Below are 21,413 nucleotides of genomic sequence, written 5' to 3' on the forward strand. Positions count from 1 at the left end.
GTCGCCGACCTCTCAGGCGTCACCTTCTGCGACTCCTCAGGACTGGGCGCCCTCGTCGGCATCTGGCGCTGCGCCAAGGAAGCCGACGGCTCCCTTACCCTGGCGGCCATCCCCGACCGGCTGAGCCGCCTGCTCAGCGTCACCGGGATGGACACCTTCCTGCCCGCCTACTCCGGCGCCGACGCCGCGCTCGCCGCACGCCAGGGCAACCGCACCACCGCCTGAAACCCCTCGCTCGCCAGTCAATAGCTGGCTAGTGCCGTATCAGGCAACGTTCGCCCCGTCTTGAGTTGCCTCGTGCGCATTGTGGTGGGGTGGGCGAACTGGAAGGCTCCCACCGCGCACCACATCGGGCAGCGCCGCGCCCCGGCCGTGCGCGAGGACGTACTGCGCGATCCGGGACAGTTTGATGTTGGTGTGGTGGGAGACCTCTCGCAGCACGGTGACGCCGTCAGCGGGCTCGATCCGAACCCTCAGAACGCCGAAGTCGTCGCCTGTCGCCTGCCCGGAAATGCTCTGCAGCATCCCCGGCCCGCTGCCCGCACAACCCGTGAGCCCTCCGGCTTCCGGCTCCTGGGCTTACTGCGGCATGACGATGACACCGGCTGACTTCGAGGCGCAGAATCGGTATATGGGCTTGGCTCCGGCTTGCGCCGCTGGGTGACGACTGCCGTGGAGCGGCGGGTGTCTGTCCTGCTTCTTGGGGTCGCCTCTGCTGAGGGTCGCGACCGGTGAGGACGGGGCGGGCAGGGTGGCGCTGCGATGATCGGCGAGCTTGCTGATGACCAGCGGTGAAGGTCGGTCTGACTGCCGTTCGTTTCGGCTCGTCATGGGCCGGTCGTTGACCAGCACGCAAGACGCCCGACCGGGCGCCGAGACGAGAGGCGGGCGAGTCGATGGCAGAGGCAGTGTCCCCGGAAGTGCGGGCCGCTCAGCGGCGGATTGTCAGCACGATCACGTCCTCCGGCGTGCTGAACGGCGACGGCCTGGCGTTGTGGCGCGAGGCCGGGTGCGGTGAGTGGAACGCCACCGCCGCCGAGATCGGCCGGGATCTGGACCTGCTGGAAGTGCCGCACACGATCGTGACGGCTTTCCGCTTCCCGCTCGCCAGCTCCTACAGCAAGGCGATGCGGCGCGGGGAGGAGGTCCGCATCGCCCGCAACGACCTGACGTACCTGGTGCGGTGGAGGTCCTCGTTGAAGGAGACCATCGCCGACATCCCCGAGGACTGTCCGGGCTGGGCCTTCCACCTGTGCCAGCCGCGGGCCGAGGGCATGGCGGTGCTCAGCCTCGCATTGTCGGCGGACTGGCCCGCCTGGTCGAAGAAGCAGGCCCGCGTATCGGGTCTGGTCTGCGCGGAGTGCGATTTGGGACCTGCGCGAGGGCAAGAACGTGAACCGGCTGCCGTACGACATCCGGTTGCCGGAGAAGCGGAACGAGCGCCGTCTGGTGTGCGGGCGGTGCTACAACCACGGCCTGGACGAGCTTAAGCGTCTGGCCGCGCTCGCCGGGCAGCCGTCATGACCGCTGCGGCCACTGCGGGGCAGGCGGCGGACAGGATGCTGGTGGCCGAGCTGGTGAGGCTGCTGAACGACGCCGAGAACTACGTGATGGGCCCGACGGATCAGCGCATGGCCTATCTGGAGCGGCGGGCGAAGCTGCTGCATCGGCTCGTGGACGCCACGGGCGATGAGTCCTCGCGCTACCTCGCGCAGGACACCGAGGACCGTGCCACGGCCGCGCGAGCCGGAGCCGAGGCCCCTGGCCGCCGAGTGCGGCGACCCGCAGCCAGCGCCGCGCGAGCCGTGAAAGAAGGCCAGGCGCCCGGCCGGAGGTCCGTCACGTCCCTCCGTCCGGGCGCTTGGAGACTGCGGGGCCGTCAGGGCCGGGGCAGCGGCGAGCCGGGCGGTGTGGGTGCCGCAGGTGCTGCCCGCCGTAGTAGACGTGCAGAGTGAACGTCTTCGGCCAGATACACCACCGTGGCCACGGAGCTGTCGGCGAAGCGCAGGAGGGAGAACTGTCCTGTCAGGCCCGGATGGGCGCCCACGGTGTATGGGAGGACCTGCACCGTGATGTGCGGCTCGGTGCCGAGCGCGTTCAGGTGCTCCAGCTGTCCACGCATGACGTCCGGGCTGCCGACGACACGGCGCAGGGCCGATTCGTCCTGGGCGACCCACAGGCGCATCGGGCGGGCGGGATCGTCATTCCGGTGCTGCCGGCGCAGCCGCACCTTCAGGCGTGTGCCGGCCTCTTCGGCGGTGAGGAGGACCTCACCAGCAGGTCTCGGTAGTCCTGCCAGGAGAAGCTCTTCCGTGCCCCAGTAGCAGATGACGGGGCCGGTAGATCAGTCTGGCGGTCTCGCCGGGTTTGCAGCAGCAGCACAGCGCGGGTCCTGCGGCAGGATCTTCCTCGAACGCGAATAGCCGAGGCGGGTGCAGGCGCAGCGGGCCAGGGAGGTGAGGACGTCGGTGCCGGTCCTCGGCTCCGAGGCCCGCGATCTGGCACAACCACCACACCCACCAACCAGTCATCCGGTCACTGACCGGCTACGACCACTGACCTTGGTATCAATCGTCTGGAAGGCTGCGCATCATCGACATCAGCAGCCCGTGGGTCTCCTCGTCGGCTGCGACCACGAGCCCACGGCCCGCCTGGTCAATCGGGACACCGTCGATCCCGGTGACAACGCAGCCAGCAGCCCGGCACAGAGCGATACCGGCCGCGAAATGCACGCTCCCGGATAGGTCGCCGCCATCAGTGACATACGCGGCGCGCTTGCCGGCAGCCACCCAGGCCAGCGCCAGCGTCGTGGACACGACGCGCGGCCGGAAACGCTCGACGAACTCAGGGCAGGCCAGTAGATCCACGGCCCGGAATCCCGGCGCACTCTGAACGGCGGATCCAGGTTGACGTCCACCAATCGGGTAGACGGCGTGGGCCTCAGCAGTGCGTCGTCGACCCCGTCACGCCGCACCCAGGCGGTCTCCCGATCGGTGAAAAAGACCTCGCCGCTGAAGGGGTCGGCCACCGCCGCCGCCCCATCGCGCAGTGCCACGTTGACGGCCACCAGCATAGTGCCGACGGCGTAGTTCAGCGTGCCGCACAGGGGGTCCACCAACCACTGCCGCACAGCGTTGGCGGCACCCTGCTGCCCGCTTTCCTCACCGAGCACCGCATCACCGGGCCGTGCGGCACGGATGACGCCGAGGATCGCCTCCTCTGCCTCCACATCGGCGGCGGTGGCAAAGTCCCCGGCACCCTTGTCGATGCGACTGAGCCGCTGGCCGTACATGTCGCGGATCACGTCCGCGCCAGCCCGCGCCCCGGCTATCGCGACTGCAGCATCATCGGAGCTCGCGTATGAGTCGATCATGCCGTGGAGACTATCGAGGCGAAGCTATCGCCTCGGCGAACTTTCCCGGACAAAACACTAGCTAGCTAGGCGCCCCCGCCAGGGGCGATCAGCCCCGTCTCGTAGGCGAAGACGACGGCCTGGACGCGGTCGCGCAGGTCCAGCTTTGACACGATGCGGCCGACGTGGCTCTTGACCGTGGTCGGGCTGAGGAACAGCCGGGAGGCGAGTTCGGCATTACTGAGGCCCGTCGCGAGGAGGCGGAGCACCTCGAGCTCGCGTGGGGTCAGGCCGGACAGATCGCGGTGCGGGGCGATGGTCTGCGGTTCGTCGTGATGAGCGAAGCGCTCGATCAGCCGACGAGTGATCGTGGGCGCGAGGAGAGCGTCGCCGGTCTGCACCAGGTGCAAGGCGGAGACCAGATGTTCGGGGGTGACGTCCTTGAGCAGGAAGCCGCTGGCGCCGGCTGTGAGCGCGGCGTAGACGTAGTGGTCGAGGTCGTATGTGGTGAGGATGATGACCCGGGTTTCGGCCAGGCCAACGTCGCCGATGATGCGCCTGGTGGCCTCGATGCCGTCCATCTGCGGCATCCGGATGTCCATGAGGACGACGTCGGGTCGCGTACGGCGGACCGCTGCGACAGCCTCGGCCCCGTCGGCGGCCTCGGCCGCCACTTCGATGCCGTCCGCGGCCAGGATCATTCTGAAGCCGGTGCGTACGAGGGCTTGGTCGTCGGCGATGACGGCACGTAGCGGTGGCTGGTCTTTGTTCATACGGTGCTCCGCGGGAGGCGGGCGGTGACCCGGTAGCCGCCCGCGTTGGTTGGTCCGGCCGTCAGCTCGCCCTTGTAGACGGCCAACCGTTCGCGCAGCCCCATGTGGCCACGGCCATTGTTCTGCGTCGGCGGGGAATCCTTGGTGCCGCCGGTGTCCGTGATATCGATCTCCAGATAGGCGTCTGTGTAGCCGATGGCGACGGACGCCTGCGCGCCGCGCGCATGTTTGATCGTGTTGGTCAGTGCCTCCTGTACGACGCGGTATGCCGCGAGGTCCAGCCCCGGTGGCAGCGGATCCGGCGGGAGCGACACCGCGACGCTCACGGGCGTACCGGCGGCGCGTACTCGTGCGGCGAGCGCCTCGAGTTGTGAGAGCCCGGGTTGGGGCTCCAGGCCGTTGGGCCCCTCGTGGTCCGGGGCGGCCAGCAGGCCCATTACGTGACGGAGTTCGGCCATGGCGGCCCGACCGCCCGCCTCGACGGCCAGGAGTGCCTCCTTCGACTGCTCGGGCGCCATGTCCATCACTTTGCGGGCCGCGCCGGCCTGGATCACCATCACGCTCACATTGTGGGTTACGACGTCGTGCAGTTCGGCGGCGATGCGGGCACGCTCCTCCTCGACGGCGCGGCGCGTGGCCTCCTCCTGAGCGGCCTGCAGTTCTGTCATCCGGTCCCGGCTGGACGCCAGCCGCAGTTGCAGAAGGCGGACGAGGCTGGCCAGCATCCCGGCCACCAGGAGCACGAAGCCCGGGCTGGACCATCCGGGGAGCACGGGGTCCGCGTTGCGGAATGCGAAACCGGACAGCGCGGCGGCGATCACGAGGACGGCGATCGCCGTTATCCGGTAACGGCTGTATACGACGGCGCTGTAGGCGCCGATGACACAGGCCAGGACAGTGATCCAGGAGGCGGATCTGCCGATGGCCAGTGCTGCGCCCAGCACCACCAAGAACAAGGTCAGCGGATACCGGCGCCGGGCTGCCAGCGGCAGCGTCGACAGGACTACCAGGGCCCAGGGCACCGAGGAGGGTTCCTCCTCCACGGGCACCTGACCAGGGTCGGGCGGCGAGGGCGGGGCCGGGACCCCGGTCCCCACGACGACCGCAGGGGGGCTGCTGTTCACTGGCCCGTCGCCGGGATAGCGCACCGCCACGAACAGGGCAATGACGGTCAGTACCAACGCCAGCACCACATCGGCGCGCACCGCTCGCCGGGTCAGCGGAGCGGCCTTCGCCTCCGGGCTCAGCGCGTCGATGAGCTGCCGATGCCAACTACGCCGATCTTCCGTCGCCATCTGTGCATTGTGCTGCGCTCGCCGCCCGGCCCGCGTCCACCTGTCCGGCCGGGGCATTGCCCTATAGGCCTCCTTCTCAGGGATGACTCCACGGCCGAATCCTCCGCAGGAAGGACCTGATGTTGGTTCCGCGGCCGACGCGCCCCATATGCGGCCCCTCGTAGGTTCGCAGGACCGGCAAGGGCATGGGCCTCTCGCGACCGCAAGAACGGACAACTCATATGCATCAAGTGATCGAACTGGAGGGTGTGGCGAAGCGCTACGACAGTGCTGGCGCGCCGGCGCTCGGACCGCTCACGCTCAGCGTCGCCAAGGGTGAGGCCCTTGCCGTTACGGGCCCTTCCGGCAGCGGCAAGTCCACGCTGCTGAACCTTGTCGCTGGCCTGGACAAGCCGACCGATGGCGCCGTGATCGTGGCGGGGCGACGGATCGACCAGTTGAGCGAGCATGCCCTCGCCAAGTTCCGTCGCGAGCACATCGGCATGGCCTTTCAGTTCTTCAATCTTCTCGACGACCTCACCGTCACCGACAACATTCAGCTCCCGGCCCAGCTGACCGGGTCCAGTCGACGCAAGGCCGCGGCCCGCGCGGGTGAGCTCATGGAAATGCTGGGCATCCTGAAGCATGCCCGCGCCTACCCGGGCCGATTGTCCGGAGGTGAACGGCAACGGGTCGCAGTCGCCCGGGCGTTGGTCAACCGGCCCGCGCTGCTGCTCGCCGACGAGCCCACTGGTGCGCTCGACACCGCCTCGGGCCACGGCGTCCGCAATCTGCTGATGGATCTGCACCGCGCCGGGCAGACCATCGTGCTGGTGACACATGACCTGACGCTGGCGGAGGCGTGCGCGAGCCGCACTGTTCACCTGGTCGACGGTCACGTCGCCCTCGACTCTTACGCGCAGGCCGTCCGATGAGCCTGTTCGGTACCGGCGCGCTGGGCCGGGTCGTACGTTCCGGCGTCGACCGACGGCGGGTGCAGACCGTGGTGATCGCCGTGGCCACGATGATGGCCGTGGCCTCGGCCGTGGTCGCCGGGTCGCTGATGGTCGCCGCGGCCGCGCCCTTCGACAAGGCCTTCAAGAAGCAGCAGGGCTCGCACATCACCGCGCAGTTCGATCCGGCCAAGGCGAGTGCGGCGCAGCTGGCGAAGACCAGGAAGCTGCCCGGCGTCGCCGCGAGCGCGGGACCGTACCCGTCCACGGCGGTCCGCCCGGTGGACCGGTCGGGCTTCCAGCTGCCGACGCTGACCCTGGTAGGACGGCCCGGTCCTGACGGCGCCGTGGACCGGGTGGATCTAAAGGAGGGCCGGTGGGCGCAGAAGCCCGGCGGGATCGTACTCGACGCGTCGTTCGAGGGGCCCGCCATCGAGATCGGCACCCCCATGAGGACGTCGAACGCCAAGGACGCTCCGACCCTTTCGATCGTCGGCTTCGCCGTGTCGGCCAGCAAGACCGCCGACGCCTGGGCGGCCCCCGCGCAGGTCTACGCGCTGGGATCGAAGGGCAACCCGGTCTCGAGTCAGATGCTCTACCGCTTCGACTCCGCGAGCACGAAGCAGCAGATCCTCGCCGACCGGAAGAAGCTCGCCGCTTCCGTGGGGTCCGGAGCGCTCCTCGGGACCCAGTCCTGGCTGGACACCAAGCGCGCCGCTGATCAGGGTGCGGCGGCGACCGTCCCGTTCGTGATGGCTTTCGGCGCACTCGGCATCGTGATGTCGGTGATCATCGTCAGCAGCGTGATCAGCGGTGCGGTCGGCACCAGCCTGCGCAGGATCGGCATCCTCAAGGCCATCGGCTTCACTCCGCGCGAGGTCGTCCGCGCCTACGTGGCCCAGGCGCTGATCCCGGCCGTCGTCGGCATCGCCCTGGGTGTCGTCCTGGGCAACCTCCTGGCAGTGCCGCTGTTGTCCGACACCGAGTCGGTGTACGGCGGCGTCTCGCTCTCGGTGGCCTGGTGGGTAGATGTTGCCGTGCCGGCCGCCGCCCTGGTCGTCGTGGGGCTCGCGGCGCTGATTCCCGCGTTGCGGGCTGGAAGGCTGCGGACGGTCGAGGCCATCGCGGTCGGCCGGGCGCCGCGCACGGGGCGCGGTCGGTGGGCGCACCGGGTGATGGGGATGCTGCCGCTGCCGCGGCCGGTGACCTACGGTCTCGCCGCCCCCTTCACGCATCCGGTACGTACCCTCGCGATGCTGCTCGCGGTGGCCTTCGGCACTGCCGCGGCGACGTTCGCGGTGGGGCTGACCTCGTCCCTGAACGCGATCGGCGCCTCGCAGGACCCTGAGAACCGCGCCGCGGTCACGGTCAGCGCGGCGAGCACGTCCAAGAAGCCCAAGATGGCCGACCCGGAGAAGGTGCGGTCCGCCGTCACGTCGCAGCCGGGGATGGAGTCGTACTACGGCAAGGCCCAGATCGAGGTCGCCGTGGCTGGGGTCTCCGGCTCGATTCGGGCCAGCCTCTACGAGGGTGATTCGCGCTCCGGCAGCTACGAGATGCTCTCCGGGCACTGGATCACCGGTAAGGGGCAGATCGTGGTGCCCTCGCGCTTCCTGGAGAGGACCAGCACCAAGATCGGTGACACGGTGCGGGTGACATTCGAGAAGGAGACTGCGAACCTGCGGATCGTGGGCGAGTCCTTCGACACCTCGGGCAGCCAGCTGGAGGTCCACGCGGACATGGCCGACTTCGAGTCGGCCGAGCCCAGTACCTTCCTCGTCGAAACGAAGTCCGGCGTCTCCGCCGACGAGTACGCCCAGAAGGTCGCCGCGGTCGTACAGCCGCTGGGCGGCGACGCCACGACCAGCACCGAAGAGGGGCAGGACGGCGCCATCCTCATCATGGCCGCAATAGCGGCGATGCTCACCCTCATGCTGATCACCGTGGCCGGCCTCGGCGTACTCAACTCAGTGGTTCTCGACACCAGGGAACGCATCCACGACTTGGGCGTCTGTAAGGCGATCGGCATGACGCCGCGGCAGACCATGGGTCTCGTGCTCGCCTCGGTGGCCGTGATCGGCGTGATCGGCGGGCTGATCGGCGTGCCGGCGGGGTACGCGCTGCACAGCGTCGTCATGCCGGTGATGGGGAGTGCCGTGGGCACCAGCCTGCCGTCGCTTGTCCTCGAGGTGTACGGGCCTTTCCAGCTGCTCCTGCTGGGGCTCGGCGGGGTCGTGATCGCGATGCTGGGCGCGCTGATCCCGGCAGGCTGGGCCGCCAGGGCGCGTGCGGCCTCGGCGCTGCGCACCCAGTAGTGTCCGGCGGAGCGCGAGCTGCTAGGGATGATCCACCAGGTCCGCGGGGTCGTGCCGCCCGTACAGGCACAGGTGCAGATGCCCCAGTCCAGGCAGGTCCCCTTGAGAGAGACTCGGAAGGCTCGGACGGGGGCCGGCAGCGGGAAGCGGTGCGGGGTATCGGCGGCGAGACCGGGCGTGGGCCAGGAGCTCCGACCCGGTTTCGCCGCCGCCCAGATCCGGCCCCTGCTCATCCGCACAAGTCCCGAGACCTGTCCTCCGAACCAGGGGTAGGGCACCTCACAGACGCACGGCTACCTCGGCAGAAGTGAACGCCGCACCACGGCTCACTCGTCCTCATGCCTCCGCATACGAAGCACAGGTCTGGCTCTCGCGGAACGCGCGCGGGAAGCGCACATATGCCGTACGCGCCGTGTGCGCACAGTTCGTAGCGGGGCTCACGCTGGCTCGGAGATCAGCGCGGGCCCCACCGACCCCTTCGCGGGGGCCCACGCCCCACCCGCGGCATAGGCGCCGTCGATGACGAGGGCGGCGTCGAAGACGCTGTTGCTGGCGCGTGTACCGAGGCACTGCCCGGCGATGGCGGTCATGAGCCGGGCGTCCTCGGCCATCCGTTCCGGGCCGGCCTTGTCCATGCCGTACGCCACCAGACGGCCCTCCAGTCCGGTGCAAGCGGGGGTACGGAAGGCGGCGCCGTCGCGGAACGCCCCTCGGCCACGCTGCGCCAGGTACCGCCGTCCCAGGGCCGGCAGGGTGATGCCCGCGGCCAGCAGGCCACGGTCGTCCACCGCGGCGAGCATCGCGCCGTAGAGGGGGCTGCCCGCCGCATAGTTGCTCATGCCGTCCAAGGGGTCGACGATCCAGGTGACCGGGCCGGAAGCCGCCCGCACACCGCTCTCCTCCTCGATGATCGAGTCGGCGGGGAAGTCCCGGCCGAGCGCCGTGACGATCATCTCCCCGATGGCGTGGTCGGCTGCGGTGCTGATCTGGTTGCGGTCCTCGGCCTTGACCCCGACGACCTCGACGGCGCCGCCGGAACCGGCGTACCGCAGAGCCAGTTCGTCCGCCCGGTCCAGGATCCTGTCGAGCCAGGGCAGATAGTCGGTCACCACTCTCCCGTCGCCTTCGCCGTGAGCGCGACCGACCGGCCCCGGCACGCGTCCCGGTACGTGTCGAGGATCGGCGTTCCGGCGCGATGACGTCGGCGGGCAGGGCGTCGATGTCGAAGAACGCGGCTTCGGTGTTCTCGACCCGGTCGAGGACCACGGTGGCGCCGGCCGGCAAGGAGGTCACGTAGGCCGCGGTGCCGTTGTGGACCTCGTCGCCGTTCGCGTAGCGGTAGAAGTACTGCGGCCCGCCGGAGAACAGGCCGAGCATGACGAGTTCGCCGACGACGAGTCCCGTCTCCTCCAGCACCTTTCTGCGGGCGGTGTCCTCGAAGGACTCGCCGGGGTCCATCAGCCCGCCAGGCAGCCCCCACCCGCCCGTGTCTGCACGGGCCAGCAGCAACACCCTGCCCAGGTCGTCCGTCACGACCACCGACGAACCCGGGAAGCCGAACGCCTCGGGGTCGACCTGGACACCGAGGTCCTTGTAGGAGCTCCTGGGCACGCCGATCGAGTCCATCACCTGCTCGAGGCCGGTGCAGTCGTTGGCGTTGCCGCCCGATAAGACGAAGCCGAGAGGACGGCCGCGCCCGTCGCAGGCCAGGTGGACTTTCGTGCTCAGTCCACCACGGGATCGGCCAAGGGCGTGATCACCCCCTGCGTCCTTGTCGACCGCCCCCTTTTGCCGCCGGCGGCATGCTGGTGGGCCCGAACGATGGTGGAGTCGACCGACACCAGCCAGTCGATGTCCCCGGCCGCGTCCTTTTGCGCCTGGACGGCCCGCAGCATGCGCGAGAACGTCCCGTCCAGTGCCCACCTGCGAAAACGCGTGTACAAGGTCTGCCAAGAGCCATAACGTTCCGGCACATCACGCCAACGGGGCCGCCCCGCAGTCCCCGAACTCGGCAGCAACCGCGACAACACGGCCCCTCGGCATCCGAAAGCTCATGACCACGCACCATGACCAGAATGATCTCTCATCACCTGATCACCTTTGAAGACGATCTCTAGGCCCTCACCTGTCCCCCCCCAGGACTCATGAATGATCCAGGCTGAAGGCCAAGGATCGTGCCGTTCCCCGCGCCCCTGAAAGCCCTGCAGGCCCTGAAGGCGAAAAACTGGCGCAGCCGCGTTTTTCAGGGGCGCGGGGAACGGGGAACTGCGCGACCAGCCCCCACCCACCCGCAGGCGAACCACGCACCCGCGGCTCCCCTTACTCCCGAGGGAGTAATCCGCACCCCCCGCCATCCCAGGCAGTACCCGCAGGCTCCCCCTCCCGTCCGACGTAAACCCCTCCCCGTGCCGGAAGGCTGACAGCTGAAACGGTAGTCGTCGTAGCGAGGGAGATCTGCTCATGACGGTCGGGAAGACACCCACGAAGGGTGTGGGACGCAGGCGGGCCGTGCCCTGGGCGCTGCTCGGGCTATGGGTGGCCCTGCTCGTGCTGGTCGGCCCGTTCGCGGCGAAGCTCGCCGACGTGCAGCACGACCGGGCCACCGACTACCTGCCCTCCAGCGCCGACTCGACCCAAGTGGCCCGGATACAGGACGCACTGCCCGGGGGCGAGAGCACCGAGATGGTGATCGTGTATCACCGGGGCGCCGGGCTGAGCGCCGACGACCGGCGGGTGGCGGCCGGGCAGGTCGAGAAGATCGCCGAAGCGCATGAGCTGGTCGGCGGAGTGCCCAAGGGGATTGCGTCCGACGACGGTACGACCCTCATGTACCCCGTCGTCAGCAACGAGCCCGGGCACGACGAGAAGCTGCGGGACGCGCTCGTCGAGGACGTCCGGGGCATCGCCCGCGGCCAGGACGGGCTGAGTGTCGAGGTGGGCGGCACCGCAGCGCTCGGCACCGACGCCGGGAAGGTCTACGACTCACTCGGCGGGCCACTGCTCTACACCACCGTCGCCGTCGTCGCCCTCCTGCTGATCCTGATCTACCGCAGCCCGGTGCTGTGGCTCGTGCCGCTCGTGGTCGCCGGCATCGCCGACCTCATGTCGATGGGCGTCGCGTACGGGCTCAACCAGGCCTTCGGTACCACCGTCACGGGCCAGAGTTCCGCAGTGATGACGATCCTCGTGTTCGGCGCGGGCACCGACTACGCACTGCTGCTCGTCTCCCGCTACCGGGAGGAACTGCGGCGCATCGAGCGCCCGTACGAGGCCATGGTCGCCGCCCTGCGCGGCTGCGGGCCCGCTGTGCTCGCCTCCTCCGGCACCGTCGCCGCCGGTCTGCTGTGCCTGCTCGCCGCCGATCTCAACAGCAGCCGCGGCATGGGCCCGCTCGGCACGGTCGGTGTGTTGTGCGCGCTGATCGCGATGCTGACACTGCTCCCCGCCGTCCTCGTACTGCTCGGGCGGCGGGTGTTCTGGCCGCTCGTACCGGCCTACGGCAGCGAACCCACACAGCGGCGGAGCCTCTTCGCCGCGATGGGCGACTCCGCCGGACGCAGGCCGCTGACCGTGCTCGCGACCGGAGCCGTCCTGCTCGGCGCACTCGCCCTCGGCACGCTCAACCTGCCGGGACCGGTCAAGCAGGAGGACTCCTTCGTCACCAAGCCGGAGTCCGTCACCGCCATGGAGACCCTGGCCCGGGCCTACCCCGAGCGCGGCACCCAGCCCATCGACGTGATCACCCCGGCGGACCGCGTCGACCGGACCCTCGCGACGATCCGGGACACCCGGGGAGTCGGGAGCGCCGAGAAGGGCCGTACCGCAGACGGCTGGGCCGAGATCTCCGTCATCGCGAAGGACACACCCCAGTCGGCGGGAGAGACCGCCACCATCAAGTCCCTGCGCAGCAAGCTGAAGGGCTCGTACGTGGGCGGGGACAGCGCCGAGCAGATCGACCTGGAGGACACCAACAGCCGGGACACGAAGATCGTCGTACCCCTGGTCCTCGTCTCGGTGCTGCTCATCCTGTTCGTCCTGCTGCGCAGTCTCGTCGCGCCGCTCATCCTGGTGGCCGCCGTGGTCGCGGTCTGGGGCGCGGCCCTCGGGATCGGCGGGCTGGCCTTCGGGCCGGTCCTCGGCCTCAAGGGAACCGATCCGGGGCTCGGGCTGCTGTCCTTCGTGTTCCTCGTCGCCCTCGGCGTCGACTACGGCATCTTCCTCATGCACCGGATGCGGGAGGAGTCCCTGGCCGGCGCGGAACCGGCCGCCGCCGCGCTCACCGCCCTGCGGAGCACAGGCGCCGTCATCGCCTCGGCCGGCCTGGTCCTCGCTGCGACCTTCGCCGTGCTGATGAACATGGGGCTTGTGCAACTCGTCGAACTCGGCTTCGTGATCGCCGTGGGCGTACTCCTCGACACCTTCCTCGTACGGACGTATCTGGTGACCAGTGCCAGCGTCGCCCTGCGCCGGAAGATGTGGTGGCCGGGCGGCCTCTCCCGCGAACCCGCGCCCGGCGCCGGGCCGTCCGAACCGACCGAGCCGCCGCGGCAGCCGGAACAAGTCGGCGCGCCCTGACCTGCCGGGCTCACCCCAGCCGACCGGGTGCCTCTCCTGCTTTCTGCCGGAGGGGCGCCCCCATGACGGAAGATGGAGTCGTGCAAGATCGGGGAGCGACCTCAGCCGGGGACCAGGGAACCGCCGTCGTACGGGCTGACGCGCGGCCCCGCCGGATCGAGCGCGTCATGGCGGTCGTCAACCGGGACCCGCTCACCGCGCCGCACCGCACCCGCAACGACGCATTCCTCGCCGTGGGTGTCGCCGTACTGGCCGTCATCCTCGCGTTGCTCGTAGATGACGGACTCCCGCTCGGTCCGCCCGCCTGGGCCCTGCTGGCCGGCGCCCATGTGCCGCTCGTGTGGCGGCGCAGCCGTCCACTGCTCGTGCTGCTCGCGGTGGCGGCCTGCGTCACCCCGTACCACGTCCTCGACTACAACCACGCCGTACCGATCCCCGCGACCCTCCTGGCGCTCTACACGGTCGCGGCGACCGGCACGGTACGCCGCTCGCTGCTCACCGCTGTCGTCGTCCTCGGCCCGACACTGATCATCAACAGCTTCACCAACCCTGACGGGGCACTGGAGCTCCTGCGGATCTTCGGCTGGGTCATCGCGGTTCTGTTCTTCGGCGTCGACGCCCGTTTCTACCGCCAGTACGTCGCCTCCATCGTCGAGCGGGCCGAGCGGGCCGAACGGACCCGCGAGGAGGAGGCGCGGCGCCGGGTCGTCGAGGAGCGGCTGCGGATCGCCCGCGACCTGCACGACCTGCTCGCGCACAGCATCACCCTGATCGGTGTGCGGACGTCGGTGGCGGCCCACGTCCTCACCGCGGATCCGGACCGGCTCGACCGCGAGGCGGTCGCCCAGGTGCTCGACGACATCGCGGAGACCTGCCGGACGGCCCGGGGCGAGTTGCGTACGACACTGGAGGTGCTGCGGGCGAACGAGGTGAGCGGAAGTGTCGAAGGGGAAGGGGAGTGGGTGGCCGGAGCCGGAGCCAGCTCCGGATCGAGTTCCGGTTCCGGGCTCGGCTCACCGGACGGGCGCGGGCCGCTGCCCGGGCTCGACGGGCTGGGCGCGCTCGCGGAGGCGGCCAGGGTGGCCGGGGCCAAGGTCGAACTGTCCGTCCACGCGGACGGCCTACCGCCCTCGGTGGGCGCCGCCGCCTACCGGATCGTGCAGGAGGCGCTCACCAACGCCGTACGCCATGGGGGCCGCGACGACCTGACCGTCCGGGTGGGACTGCGGGCGGTGGAGGGGATCCTGCGGGTGACCGTCGCCGACGACGGGGCGGGGCAGGGGACGGGCCCCGGGGTGAGCAGCGCGGTGCGCAACGAGGTGGGGCACGGACAGGGAGCCGTCGGCGGCACGCCGGGGTTCGGGCTCGTCGGGATGCGTGAGCGGGCCCGTAGCGTGGGCGGCACACTGGACGCCGGACCGGGTCCCACCGTGGGCTTCGAAGTGACCGCCGAGCTGCCGCTGCCCCGGGAGGAACCCTCGTGACTGCCCCGATGCCGATCCGCGTACTGCTCGCCGACGACCAGACCCTCGTACGGGCCTCGTTCGCGATGCTCGTCGCGTCCGCCGGGGACATGGAGGTCGTCGCCGAGGCGGGCACCGGGCGGCAGGCCGTGGACCTCGCCCGTTCCGCGAGGGCCGACCTCGTCGTGATGGACATCCGCATGCCCGACCTGGACGGCATCGAGGCGACCCGGCTCATCGCCGCCGACGAGGACTTGGCGGGCGTGAAGATACTCGTCCTGACGACATACGACACCGACGAGCACATCGTCGATGCGCTGCGGGCCGGGGCGTCCGGCTTCCTGGTGAAAGACATCCGGCCGGCCGAACTCCTCGACGCCATCCGGACCGTGGCCGCCGGGGATTCCCTGCTCTCGCCAGGACCCACCTCGCGGCTCATCGCCCGTTTCCTGCGCGCACCCGACACGTCGATGTCAGCGGTGGGCGGCCCGGACGGGCTGTCCGAGCGGGAGCGGCAGGTGCTCACCCTGGTCGCGCGCGGGTTCAACAACACCGAGATCGCCGAAGCGCTGGGGCTCAGCCCGCTCACCGCGAAGACCCATGTCAGCCGGATCATGGGCAAGTTGGGGGCACGTGACCGGGCGCAGCTGGTGATAGTGGCGTACGAGTCGGGGCTCGTGATACCCGGGACGGTCTGAGCGCCGCCGCCAAGTCCCGTCCCTACGCGGAGAGTGCTCCTGACTTTGCCACAGTGGCCAGGCCGACTCGGGCAGGCTCTGTCCCGGCAGCCACGACGGCAAGGGCCAGGAGCGGGCCGAGGAAGGCGGAGGCGTCCGGGAGGCTGACCATGTCGAGGTCGAGGTCGATGTCGAAGACCACGTGCCGGGCCGCCTGGGCGGTCGCCTCGACGTTCGCGGCGTAGCAGGCCCGCGAGGGCCTGGCGACGGCGAGGGCCAGAAGGACGACGACACGCAGCCCGCCGCCGAAGCGGCTCTGCTCCATCTCTCCAGCCCGCGCGACGCCGCGACGATCGCGGCGTTCCTGCGCACCCGGGTCTACCGGCCGAAGTCGCTGGTGTGGCTGGAGGGCTACCAGGCCCTGATCCGCTGGCGGGCTGAGAACGAGATCACCGGCCTTTACGCCGTACCCTGTTACGTCGAGGTCGAGGTTGGCGTCATCAAAAAATTTCCTCCTGGGCGCTGGGTGCACCAGCAGCCGGAAGGCGCTGCCGGCCCGGGAGCTGGAGAAGCGGCGCAAGCTGGTGCTCGACGCACCGGAAGCCGGGATGGTCTGTAGCCCGGGGAGGAGGCGTGGGAGAACAAGCTGGCCGCGCTCCGGTCCTACCGGCGGGCCACCGGACACCTCGCACCGCGGCAGGACGTGACGCGCGGACCAGCTCGTCAAAAGCGCGCTTGTCAGTGAAAGCGGCGCAGGCAATGTTCCCCGAGACATGTCGATCAGCCCTCGGCCGTCGTCGCGTCGCAGGTTCCCTCGGCCGGGCAGAACCAGTTCAGCGCGGTGGCCAGCACCTCCAGCTCGTCGTCGCGGCCGTCGGAGTCGGGGCCGTACACGGCGACCGCGTAGATGTTGCCGTCGGAGGCCACGAACCGCTCGTCGTAGACGTGCCAGGTGCCGATGTCGGGCTCGCCCTTGATGCGGTCTGCCAAGTACTCCAGCCGTGATCCGGTGAACTCGCCGTCGTCCAGGCTCTGGAGATCGAGCTGCCGGAATCCGGCCGGCTTGGGCGTCTCGTCGGACAGGTACAGCTCGAAGGAGGCGTCCGGCGACTCCTCCGCCACCTGGTAGACCTGCAACCGGTGCTCGCTGTCCGCGCTGCGGTAGTTGACCACCGCGATGCCGTACGAGGAGGGCACCGTCGAGCGGGTCCACCCCTCGGGGGTCGCGATCCGGAAGCCCTCGTCGTCCTCGTGGGACTCGTAGCCCGCGGGGAGTTCGGGGACCGTCGCGGAGGGCGAGGCCGTGTCCTGGGTGGGCGAGCCGGTCGGGTCCGTCTGCCGGGAGGGCCCGGGTGTGGGGCTCCCGCTCGCGGCGGCCGCGTGGCCGCCCTTGCCGTTCTCGTCGTCCCCCTTGCCGACCACCAGGGTCAGCACCAGGCTCACCGCCACCCCCACGGCGGCCGCTCCGACCACCACGGACCAGACGAGCCGACGGCTCGGTCCGCCCTCGCGCGCGGGCTCCGACGGCTGGTCCACCGGCGGCCAGGAGGGTCCGGGGCCCGGCCACCGCGCCGCCGGTCCCGACGGCACGTCCCGGTCCGGGCCGCCCGCCGGTTCCGGGGGCACACCGCCGGTCGTGTCGGCCGCCGGTCCCGTCGGGGGCCAGGTGGCCGGACCGGCCGGCACAGACATCCCCGGCGCCGGACGGACGGTGTCGGCTCCGGCCGCGGTGTCGGTGTCGGACGCCGGGGCCACCGGTCGGCCGGTACCGGTGTCGGACGTCGGGGGCGTCGGCCACCCGGCACCGATGTCAGACGTCGGGGCCGCCGCGCCCGGCCCGTGCCAGGTGCCCGGGCCGCCGGCCTGGGGCCAGACGGCGGGCCCCGGGACTCCGGGCAGCCGCGGCGGGGCTGCTTCGGCCCCGCCCCGCGCGAACGTTCCCGCGGACCAGGACGCGCCGGGATTCCCCACGGGTTCCGCCTCGCCGGGCTGCGCCGCGGACCGGGGTCCTCCGGACTCACCCGCCGACCCCGGTCCGCCGGTCTCCTCAGCGACCTCCGCCCCCACCGGGCCTTCCGGGCCCCTCGGACCCACTGCCGTTCCGACACCCGCCGCGGCCCCCAGACCCGGGTCCGCTGGATCCTCCGCGCCCCGCGTGCCTCCCTCGTCCACCGGCTCGCCGGGCTGACCCGGCTGACCGGGCGTCCTGGGGTCAGCGGGGGGCCAGACGGGGGGCGAGAAGTGCGGCCGGGCCGGCGGCGGCGGGGTGACCCGGGCCGCCGGCCCGGGATTGTCGCCGTCCTCCCACCGCTGGGTCTCCTCGTTCCAGTACCGCGCTCCCCCGCTCATGGTGTCCCTCTCACATCCCCAGCAGGCCGGCCACGGCCCCGGCCGACGCGAGGACGCCGAGCAGGGCCTGGGAGTCGGCGAGCAGTTCCCGCAGGCGCTCGCGGCGGGTCGGGGCGGCCTGGCCGGTACGGGTGATCTCGTCCTCGGTCGCGGCGAGTTCGGCGTCCAGCGCGGTCGTCCGCTCGCCGGCGCGCACCCTCGTGAGGTCGGCGCGCAGCTCGCGTACCGCCCGGAGCAGTTCCTCGGCGGCCTCGTCGCGCCGCGGGGCCGTGCCGTGGTGGCTGACGGCCCGGGCGTGGCTGCCGATGGCGAACGTGCTCCTGGAGACATCGCCGCCGATGCTGACGTTCGGCTCATCCGTGGCCATCGGTGTCGGTTCCCTTCTGCGGCGCGCTGCCGCCGGTGGTGGAGGAGGCGGAGGCGTGACTGCCGACGGCGAAGGTGCTGCCGACGACGTTGCCCGCGACGTTCAGGTCGTTGCTGATGTTGACGATCTTCTGGACGAACTCGCCGGTCTGGTAGCCGGCGTCCTCCAAGGCCCTTTTGACGCCGTTGGCGATCCGGTCCTGCATGCCGCGGAGGTAGCGGACGACGTCCATCTCCTGGAAGAGGGACCCGACCGGCGCGGAGCCCAGCTCCCTCACCGACAGGCTCGGTCCGTCGGGCAGGGCGCCCGCGTAGCCGCCGGTGAGCAGCCGCCAGGCGTAGAGCAGGCCCCGGCCCAGGCTGATCAGGGCCTGCGCAGCGGACCCGGGCACCCGGGTGACGGCCCAGGCGGCCTTGCCGATCACGCTGTTGTGCCGGAAGCGGTGGGCCGTGCGGTCGGCGTCCTTGAAGTCCTCGCGCACCGGCAACAGGACGTGCGGGGCGATCTCCAGCATGAGCATGCGGCCCTGGGTGTGGATGCGCACGAACACCGTGACCACCAGCTCCTCCTCCCAGCCGCCGACCCGCACCCGCAGGAAGTGCCGGCGCTTCTCGGCGCCCTCCTCGACCGCGCGGGCCCGGTGGTCCTCGTACGCCTGCGGGTGGTACGGCGCCTCGTCACGCCGGCGCAGTCCCTCGGCGGGCAGGAACACGCACTCGTCGATCTCCAGCCAGCGCAGCCGGTCGCGGCCCAGGTGGCCGGCGTACTCGGCGGGCAGCCGCAGCTGTTCGACGAGCGGCCGGATCGCCTCAAGGACGACGCGATTGCCGAGCGGGCGTTGCTCCTTGTCCTCGTCGGGCCGCAGTTCGACCGCGAGGACCCAGGTGTCGTAGGCGGCGCCCGCGCCGCAGAAGGGGCGCGCCTCGTGGTACATGACCAGCGGCGCGTGCTGTTCGACGCGGATGCGGTCCTTGAGCCGCCGGAACCTGTGGCCCTCGTCCTGTTCCGCGGGGTCGGCAGCGGCGTCCGGGAAGCGCTGCGGGGACAGTTCGCCGGCCATCACCCGGGCGAACTGATTCCGCTGGGCCGCGACGCACGCCGCGATGACTCCGAACAGCACGAGCGTGGCCCACGCCTGCCCGATCCCGACGAGTTCGCTGATCCCGCCCGTGCCCGGGAACAGCAGGTCGGAGGGGGAGGGTGAGTCGCCGTACGCGTCGTAGGAGCCGTACGAGTCGGAGGAGTCGTAGGACGGGGTGTCGTCCGAGCCGACGCCGAACGCGGCGAGGAGGGTCAGCGTCAGGAACAGCCCGAAGATGATCCGGCCCCACCAGCGCAGGACGAAGGCGGCCAGCAGCCGGTACAGCGGCGGGTTCGCCTGGCGGCCGCGGACCCAGGAGGCGACGGCGAGCAGCAGGCTGGGGCCGAGGAAGCCGGCCATCAGGCCGCCGCTGAGCGGCAGTCCGATCACCCACAGGCCCAGGATCAGCCCGGCCCACATCAACTCCTGGCGCCGGGCCCGCAGGGCGTGCGCGAGGACGCGGGCCGCGTCGAAGCCGAGCGAGGGTGCCACGATCCGCTGCTCGTTGAGGTGGAGCTCCTGGATGACCCGGTCGCGGTAACCGGAGTCCAGGTAGGCGCCCGCGCACAGCAGCCGGGTCGCCTCGCTGGCGTGCGGCGGGGCGGGCGGTGGTGCCGGCGGAGCGCCCGCCGGTGTCGGTTGTGGTTGCTGCGGCACGTGTGCGGTGCTCACGCCACTCCCCCGATGCGTGGAAAGACCTCGCCAGCAGTGCAACTGGCAAACCATCAGCATAGGGGTCCGGCAGGGGCGGCGAAACCGGAATGCCAGGGGCGGTGGACGGGGTCCGGGACCGCCGCCCGGCCGCGGTCCGGCGCCGGGATCGGGAACGCGCGCGCACCACGGCGGACGGGCCCCGCTCCGGCCGAAACGATGCTGTTGGTCGGTTCGGGGCCTTGCGTGACGTCGGCCGGCAAGAACCGGTTGTGGTCCTGAAGGCCGACGTTGTCGTATGGGGTGAGTGCGGATGTCGGTGCAGCCGAAGGGATCTGGGGAGATCCCGGCGGAGACGGTGCGGGCGGCGCGGGCCGCGTTCCCGAAGGGGACCTCGCGATCCGGGTCCGTGACGAGCTGGACGCTGCCGACCGAGGGGCTGCTGCCCTCAAGCCGCAGATCTTCGGTGAACCGCCCGCTCGTATATTGGGCGGGTTCAACCAGTCGTTGCAGCACTGGGCTGTTGCAGCGAGCGTAGTTGCTCTTCGAAAACCTCGGCGGGTGTCCGCCAGCCCCTGGGCTGTCGACGACGTCGGCGTTCACCTGGACCACCTCCCCGCTCACCGACGAGTGGATGTCGTGTCGGGTGTCGACTGGTACCTGTCCTCTTCGCGCCACCGAGGCGCCGGTCGGCGCCGCGGGCCGGCCGTCGCCGTCCCGGTCAGCTCGCCGAAGTGACGGGCCTCTCGCCGAGGGTCGCTCGGACCGGACGCGCGGACGGGAAAGGGGCCGGGCGGCTCGCCGTGCGCGCGGACGGCTTGGTCAGGCAGGAGGTTCCACCGAGATGCCGTAGTAGCAGCGCTCGTCGGTACCGCTCCCGAGACCCGGGAGCCGGCCCGTCAGGCGTACGGCATGGCGATGCGGGGCGACCACGGGCGAGCCGCTGACCTCGTGGCCCATCTCCTGGCGACCGGACGGCTCACCGCCGCCGTCCCCACGCTCGCCCTGGTCGACGGTGAGGCCCTCCGTGTGGCCGCCGACGACCTGCTCGCCAGCCTCGGCCGGAACCTCGCGTGAACGGTCAGCCGCCTGCCCGTACCGCGGGCGGCCCAGGCGGCCGTGAACCCGTGGCCATGCAAACTCGGGGGCGGGAGCACCCTGGCGGGCCGACAGACGCAGTTTGCGGGGTCGGCCCCGCCTCAAACGGCGTATGCACTCCTGCTGCGGGCGACCGGTTGGATCACACCAGTCTGCGCGACGCCGAGGAGGACCCCGTGCGCCGCCGTGCGCTGCTTACCGCCACGGCGGCCGCCGGACCGGCCGCCCTGCTGTTGGGGCTGGACGACGCACTGGCCCGCAACCCCGCGTCGCCCCGCCCGGTGCCGGGCCGCTCGACGGCCGTCTAGCGGGCGTCCGTGCATGGCCCGCGCGTGGTGGGCCTGGCAACGGCCCGAACAGACCGCCCGTGCCTCCTCGACGCCTACCGGGCCGGCCCAGGCGCAGTCCGCGACCGGCCCGCCATCCGCCGCATCGTCACCGAACTCGCCGAGCGGCGACCGCGCACCAGCGGCGTACCCGAACTG

Annotated in this window: 18 protein-coding genes and 5 pseudogenes; 10 read left to right on the forward strand and 13 right to left on the reverse strand. The window is 71.0% G+C overall.

All coding sequences use genetic code 11. From position 1 onward, the window contains the following. On the forward strand, positions 1–225 hold a 225-nt coding region (locus tag ACZ6CZ_RS35465; RefSeq protein ID WP_469029730.1), incomplete at its 5' end, for an STAS domain-containing protein. A gap of 39 nt (positions 226–264) precedes the next feature. Here ACZ6CZ_RS35465 and ACZ6CZ_RS35470 read toward each other — a convergent pair. Beyond that, positions 265–525 carry a hypothetical protein gene (locus tag ACZ6CZ_RS35470; protein WP_469029732.1) on the reverse strand — a complete coding sequence of 87 codons (261 nt, stop codon included), beginning with the start codon at positions 523–525 and terminating at the stop codon, positions 265–267. Between the two features lie 371 nt (positions 526–896). Here ACZ6CZ_RS35470 and ACZ6CZ_RS35475 point away from each other — a divergent pair, with 371 nt between their 5' ends. Continuing rightward, positions 897–1,490, forward strand: a complete 594-nt coding sequence (locus tag ACZ6CZ_RS35475; protein WP_469029735.1) for a hypothetical protein — start codon at positions 897–899, stop codon at positions 1,488–1,490. A 389-nt stretch (positions 1,491–1,879) separates the two neighbouring features. Here the strand turns inward: ACZ6CZ_RS35475 and ACZ6CZ_RS35480 are convergent, their stop codons facing one another. The 5 genes and pseudogenes from ACZ6CZ_RS35480 to ACZ6CZ_RS35500 all read right to left on the reverse strand — a co-directional run bounded on the left by ACZ6CZ_RS35480 (position 1,880) and on the right by ACZ6CZ_RS35500 (position 5,420). Further along, positions 1,880–2,230, reverse strand: a complete 351-nt coding sequence (locus tag ACZ6CZ_RS35480) for a Scr1 family TA system antitoxin-like transcriptional regulator (RefSeq protein ID WP_469029738.1) — start codon at positions 2,228–2,230, stop codon at positions 1,880–1,882. A gap of 35 nt (positions 2,231–2,265) precedes the next feature. Continuing rightward, positions 2,266–2,421, reverse strand: a pseudogene (locus ACZ6CZ_RS35485) (IS630 family transposase); the annotation flags it as partial. A 146-nt stretch (positions 2,422–2,567) separates the two neighbouring features. Next, positions 2,568–3,373, reverse strand: a pseudogene (locus ACZ6CZ_RS35490) (inositol monophosphatase family protein). Between the two features lie 65 nt (positions 3,374–3,438). Then, positions 3,439–4,125, reverse strand: a complete 687-nt coding sequence (locus tag ACZ6CZ_RS35495) for a response regulator (RefSeq protein WP_469029741.1) — start codon at positions 4,123–4,125, stop codon at positions 3,439–3,441. Next, positions 4,122–5,420, reverse strand: a complete 1,299-nt coding sequence (locus ACZ6CZ_RS35500; protein ID WP_469029743.1) for a sensor histidine kinase — start codon at positions 5,418–5,420, stop codon at positions 4,122–4,124. Before ACZ6CZ_RS35500 ends, ACZ6CZ_RS35495 begins: the two co-directional genes overlap by 4 nt. Positions 5,421–5,641: 221 nt before the next feature. Here ACZ6CZ_RS35500 and ACZ6CZ_RS35505 point away from each other — a divergent pair, with 221 nt between their 5' ends. Then, positions 5,642–6,334 (forward strand): ABC transporter ATP-binding protein, encoded by a 693-nt coding sequence (locus ACZ6CZ_RS35505; RefSeq protein ID WP_469029746.1) that lies wholly within the window; start codon positions 5,642–5,644, stop codon positions 6,332–6,334. Beyond that, complete coding sequence (locus tag ACZ6CZ_RS35510) at positions 6,331–8,667, forward strand: ABC transporter permease (RefSeq protein ID WP_469029749.1); 2,337 nt, start codon at positions 6,331–6,333, stop codon at positions 8,665–8,667. The genes ACZ6CZ_RS35505 and ACZ6CZ_RS35510 overlap by 4 nt, the downstream gene beginning before the upstream one ends. 437 nt (positions 8,668–9,104) lie before the next feature. Here the strand turns inward: ACZ6CZ_RS35510 and ACZ6CZ_RS35515 are convergent, their stop codons facing one another. The 3 genes and pseudogenes from ACZ6CZ_RS35515 to ACZ6CZ_RS35525 all read right to left on the reverse strand — a co-directional run. Beyond that, positions 9,105–9,776, reverse strand: a complete 672-nt coding sequence (locus ACZ6CZ_RS35515; RefSeq protein ID WP_469029752.1) for an inositol monophosphatase family protein — start codon at positions 9,774–9,776, stop codon at positions 9,105–9,107. 130 nt (positions 9,777–9,906) lie between these two features. Continuing rightward, positions 9,907–10,293 (reverse strand): annotated as a pseudogene (locus tag ACZ6CZ_RS35520) (NUDIX domain-containing protein); the annotation flags it as partial. Then, positions 10,270–10,649, reverse strand: a pseudogene (locus ACZ6CZ_RS35525) (IS5 family transposase); the annotation flags it as partial. The pseudogenes ACZ6CZ_RS35525 and ACZ6CZ_RS35520, both read right to left, overlap by 24 nt. A gap of 478 nt (positions 10,650–11,127) precedes the next feature. On the opposite strand from ACZ6CZ_RS35525, the gene ACZ6CZ_RS35530 reads away from it, so the two are divergent. From ACZ6CZ_RS35530 to ACZ6CZ_RS35540, 3 genes are all read left to right on the forward strand, one after another. Next, entirely contained in the window at positions 11,128–13,242 is a 2,115-nt protein-coding gene (locus ACZ6CZ_RS35530; RefSeq protein WP_469029755.1) for an MMPL family transporter, read from the forward strand. Between the two features lie 167 nt (positions 13,243–13,409). Beyond that, the gene (locus ACZ6CZ_RS35535; RefSeq protein WP_469029758.1) at positions 13,410–14,726 is read left to right on the forward strand and encodes a sensor histidine kinase; all 1,317 of its coding nucleotides are present in this window, start codon (positions 13,410–13,412) and stop codon (positions 14,724–14,726) included. 8 nt (positions 14,727–14,734) lie between these two features. Then, entirely contained in the window at positions 14,735–15,403 is a 669-nt protein-coding gene (locus tag ACZ6CZ_RS35540) for a response regulator (protein ID WP_469029787.1), read from the forward strand. 22 nt (positions 15,404–15,425) lie between these two features. Here ACZ6CZ_RS35540 and ACZ6CZ_RS35545 read toward each other — a convergent pair whose 3' ends face one another. Then, a complete protein-coding gene (locus ACZ6CZ_RS35545) occupies positions 15,426–15,707 on the reverse strand; it encodes a hypothetical protein (protein ID WP_469029793.1) in 282 nt (93 codons plus the stop codon). Here ACZ6CZ_RS35545 and ACZ6CZ_RS35550 point away from each other — a divergent pair. Continuing rightward, a pseudogene (locus ACZ6CZ_RS35550) lies at positions 15,639–16,097 on the forward strand (helicase associated domain-containing protein); the annotation flags it as partial. The gene ACZ6CZ_RS35545 and the pseudogene ACZ6CZ_RS35550 sit on opposite strands and share 69 nt — an antisense overlap. A 65-nt stretch (positions 16,098–16,162) precedes the next feature. Here ACZ6CZ_RS35550 and ACZ6CZ_RS35555 read toward each other — a convergent pair. The 3 genes from ACZ6CZ_RS35555 to ACZ6CZ_RS35565 all read right to left on the reverse strand — a co-directional run bounded on the left by ACZ6CZ_RS35555 (position 16,163) and on the right by ACZ6CZ_RS35565 (position 19,851). After that, on the reverse strand, positions 16,163–16,918 hold the full coding sequence (locus ACZ6CZ_RS35555; RefSeq protein ID WP_469029759.1) for a hypothetical protein: 756 nt from the start codon (positions 16,916–16,918) through the stop codon (positions 16,163–16,165). Positions 16,919–17,741: 823 nt separating this feature from the next. Beyond that, complete coding sequence (locus ACZ6CZ_RS35560) at positions 17,742–18,098, reverse strand: hypothetical protein (protein WP_469029762.1); 357 nt, start codon at positions 18,096–18,098, stop codon at positions 17,742–17,744. Beyond that, positions 18,085–19,851 (reverse strand): hypothetical protein, encoded by a 1,767-nt coding sequence (locus tag ACZ6CZ_RS35565; RefSeq protein ID WP_469029765.1) that lies wholly within the window; start codon positions 19,849–19,851, stop codon positions 18,085–18,087. Before ACZ6CZ_RS35565 ends, ACZ6CZ_RS35560 begins: the two co-directional genes overlap by 14 nt. 930 nt (positions 19,852–20,781) lie before the next feature. Here ACZ6CZ_RS35565 and ACZ6CZ_RS35570 point away from each other — a divergent pair. Next, entirely contained in the window at positions 20,782–20,907 is a 126-nt protein-coding gene (locus ACZ6CZ_RS35570) for a hypothetical protein (protein ID WP_469029767.1), read from the forward strand. Positions 20,908–21,065: 158 nt separating this feature from the next. Further along, a complete protein-coding gene (locus ACZ6CZ_RS35575) occupies positions 21,066–21,236 on the forward strand; it encodes a hypothetical protein (protein ID WP_469029770.1) in 171 nt (56 codons plus the stop codon). Positions 21,237–21,413: the final 177 nt, after the last annotated feature.

The sequence above is a fragment of the Streptomyces sp. NPDC041135 genome (assembly GCF_055592085.1).

Bases quoted from the DNA above. Each gene is read 5' to 3' on its own strand.
- ACZ6CZ_RS35505 (WP_469029746.1), top strand. From the start codon at position 5,642: ATGCATCAAGTGATCGAACTGGAGGGTGTGGCGAAGCGCTACGACAGT.
- ACZ6CZ_RS35560 (WP_469029762.1), bottom strand. From the start codon at position 18,098: ATGGCCACGGATGAGCCGAACGTCAGCATCGGCGGCGATGTCTCCAGG.
- ACZ6CZ_RS35530 (WP_469029755.1), top strand. From the start codon at position 11,128: ATGACGGTCGGGAAGACACCCACGAAGGGTGTGGGACGCAGGCGGGCC.
- ACZ6CZ_RS35545 (WP_469029793.1), bottom strand. From the start codon at position 15,707: ATGGAGCAGAGCCGCTTCGGCGGCGGGCTGCGTGTCGTCGTCCTTCTG.
- ACZ6CZ_RS35495 (WP_469029741.1), bottom strand. From the start codon at position 4,125: ATGAACAAAGACCAGCCACCGCTACGTGCCGTCATCGCCGACGACCAA.
- ACZ6CZ_RS35475 (WP_469029735.1), top strand. From the start codon at position 897: ATGGCAGAGGCAGTGTCCCCGGAAGTGCGGGCCGCTCAGCGGCGGATT.
- ACZ6CZ_RS35500 (WP_469029743.1), bottom strand. From the start codon at position 5,420: ATGGCGACGGAAGATCGGCGTAGTTGGCATCGGCAGCTCATCGACGCG.
- ACZ6CZ_RS35510 (WP_469029749.1), top strand. From the start codon at position 6,331: ATGAGCCTGTTCGGTACCGGCGCGCTGGGCCGGGTCGTACGTTCCGGC.
- ACZ6CZ_RS35540 (WP_469029787.1), top strand. From the start codon at position 14,735: ATGCCGATCCGCGTACTGCTCGCCGACGACCAGACCCTCGTACGGGCC.
- ACZ6CZ_RS35470 (WP_469029732.1), bottom strand. From the start codon at position 525: ATGCTGCAGAGCATTTCCGGGCAGGCGACAGGCGACGACTTCGGCGTT.
- ACZ6CZ_RS35535 (WP_469029758.1), top strand. From the start codon at position 13,410: ATGGCGGTCGTCAACCGGGACCCGCTCACCGCGCCGCACCGCACCCGC.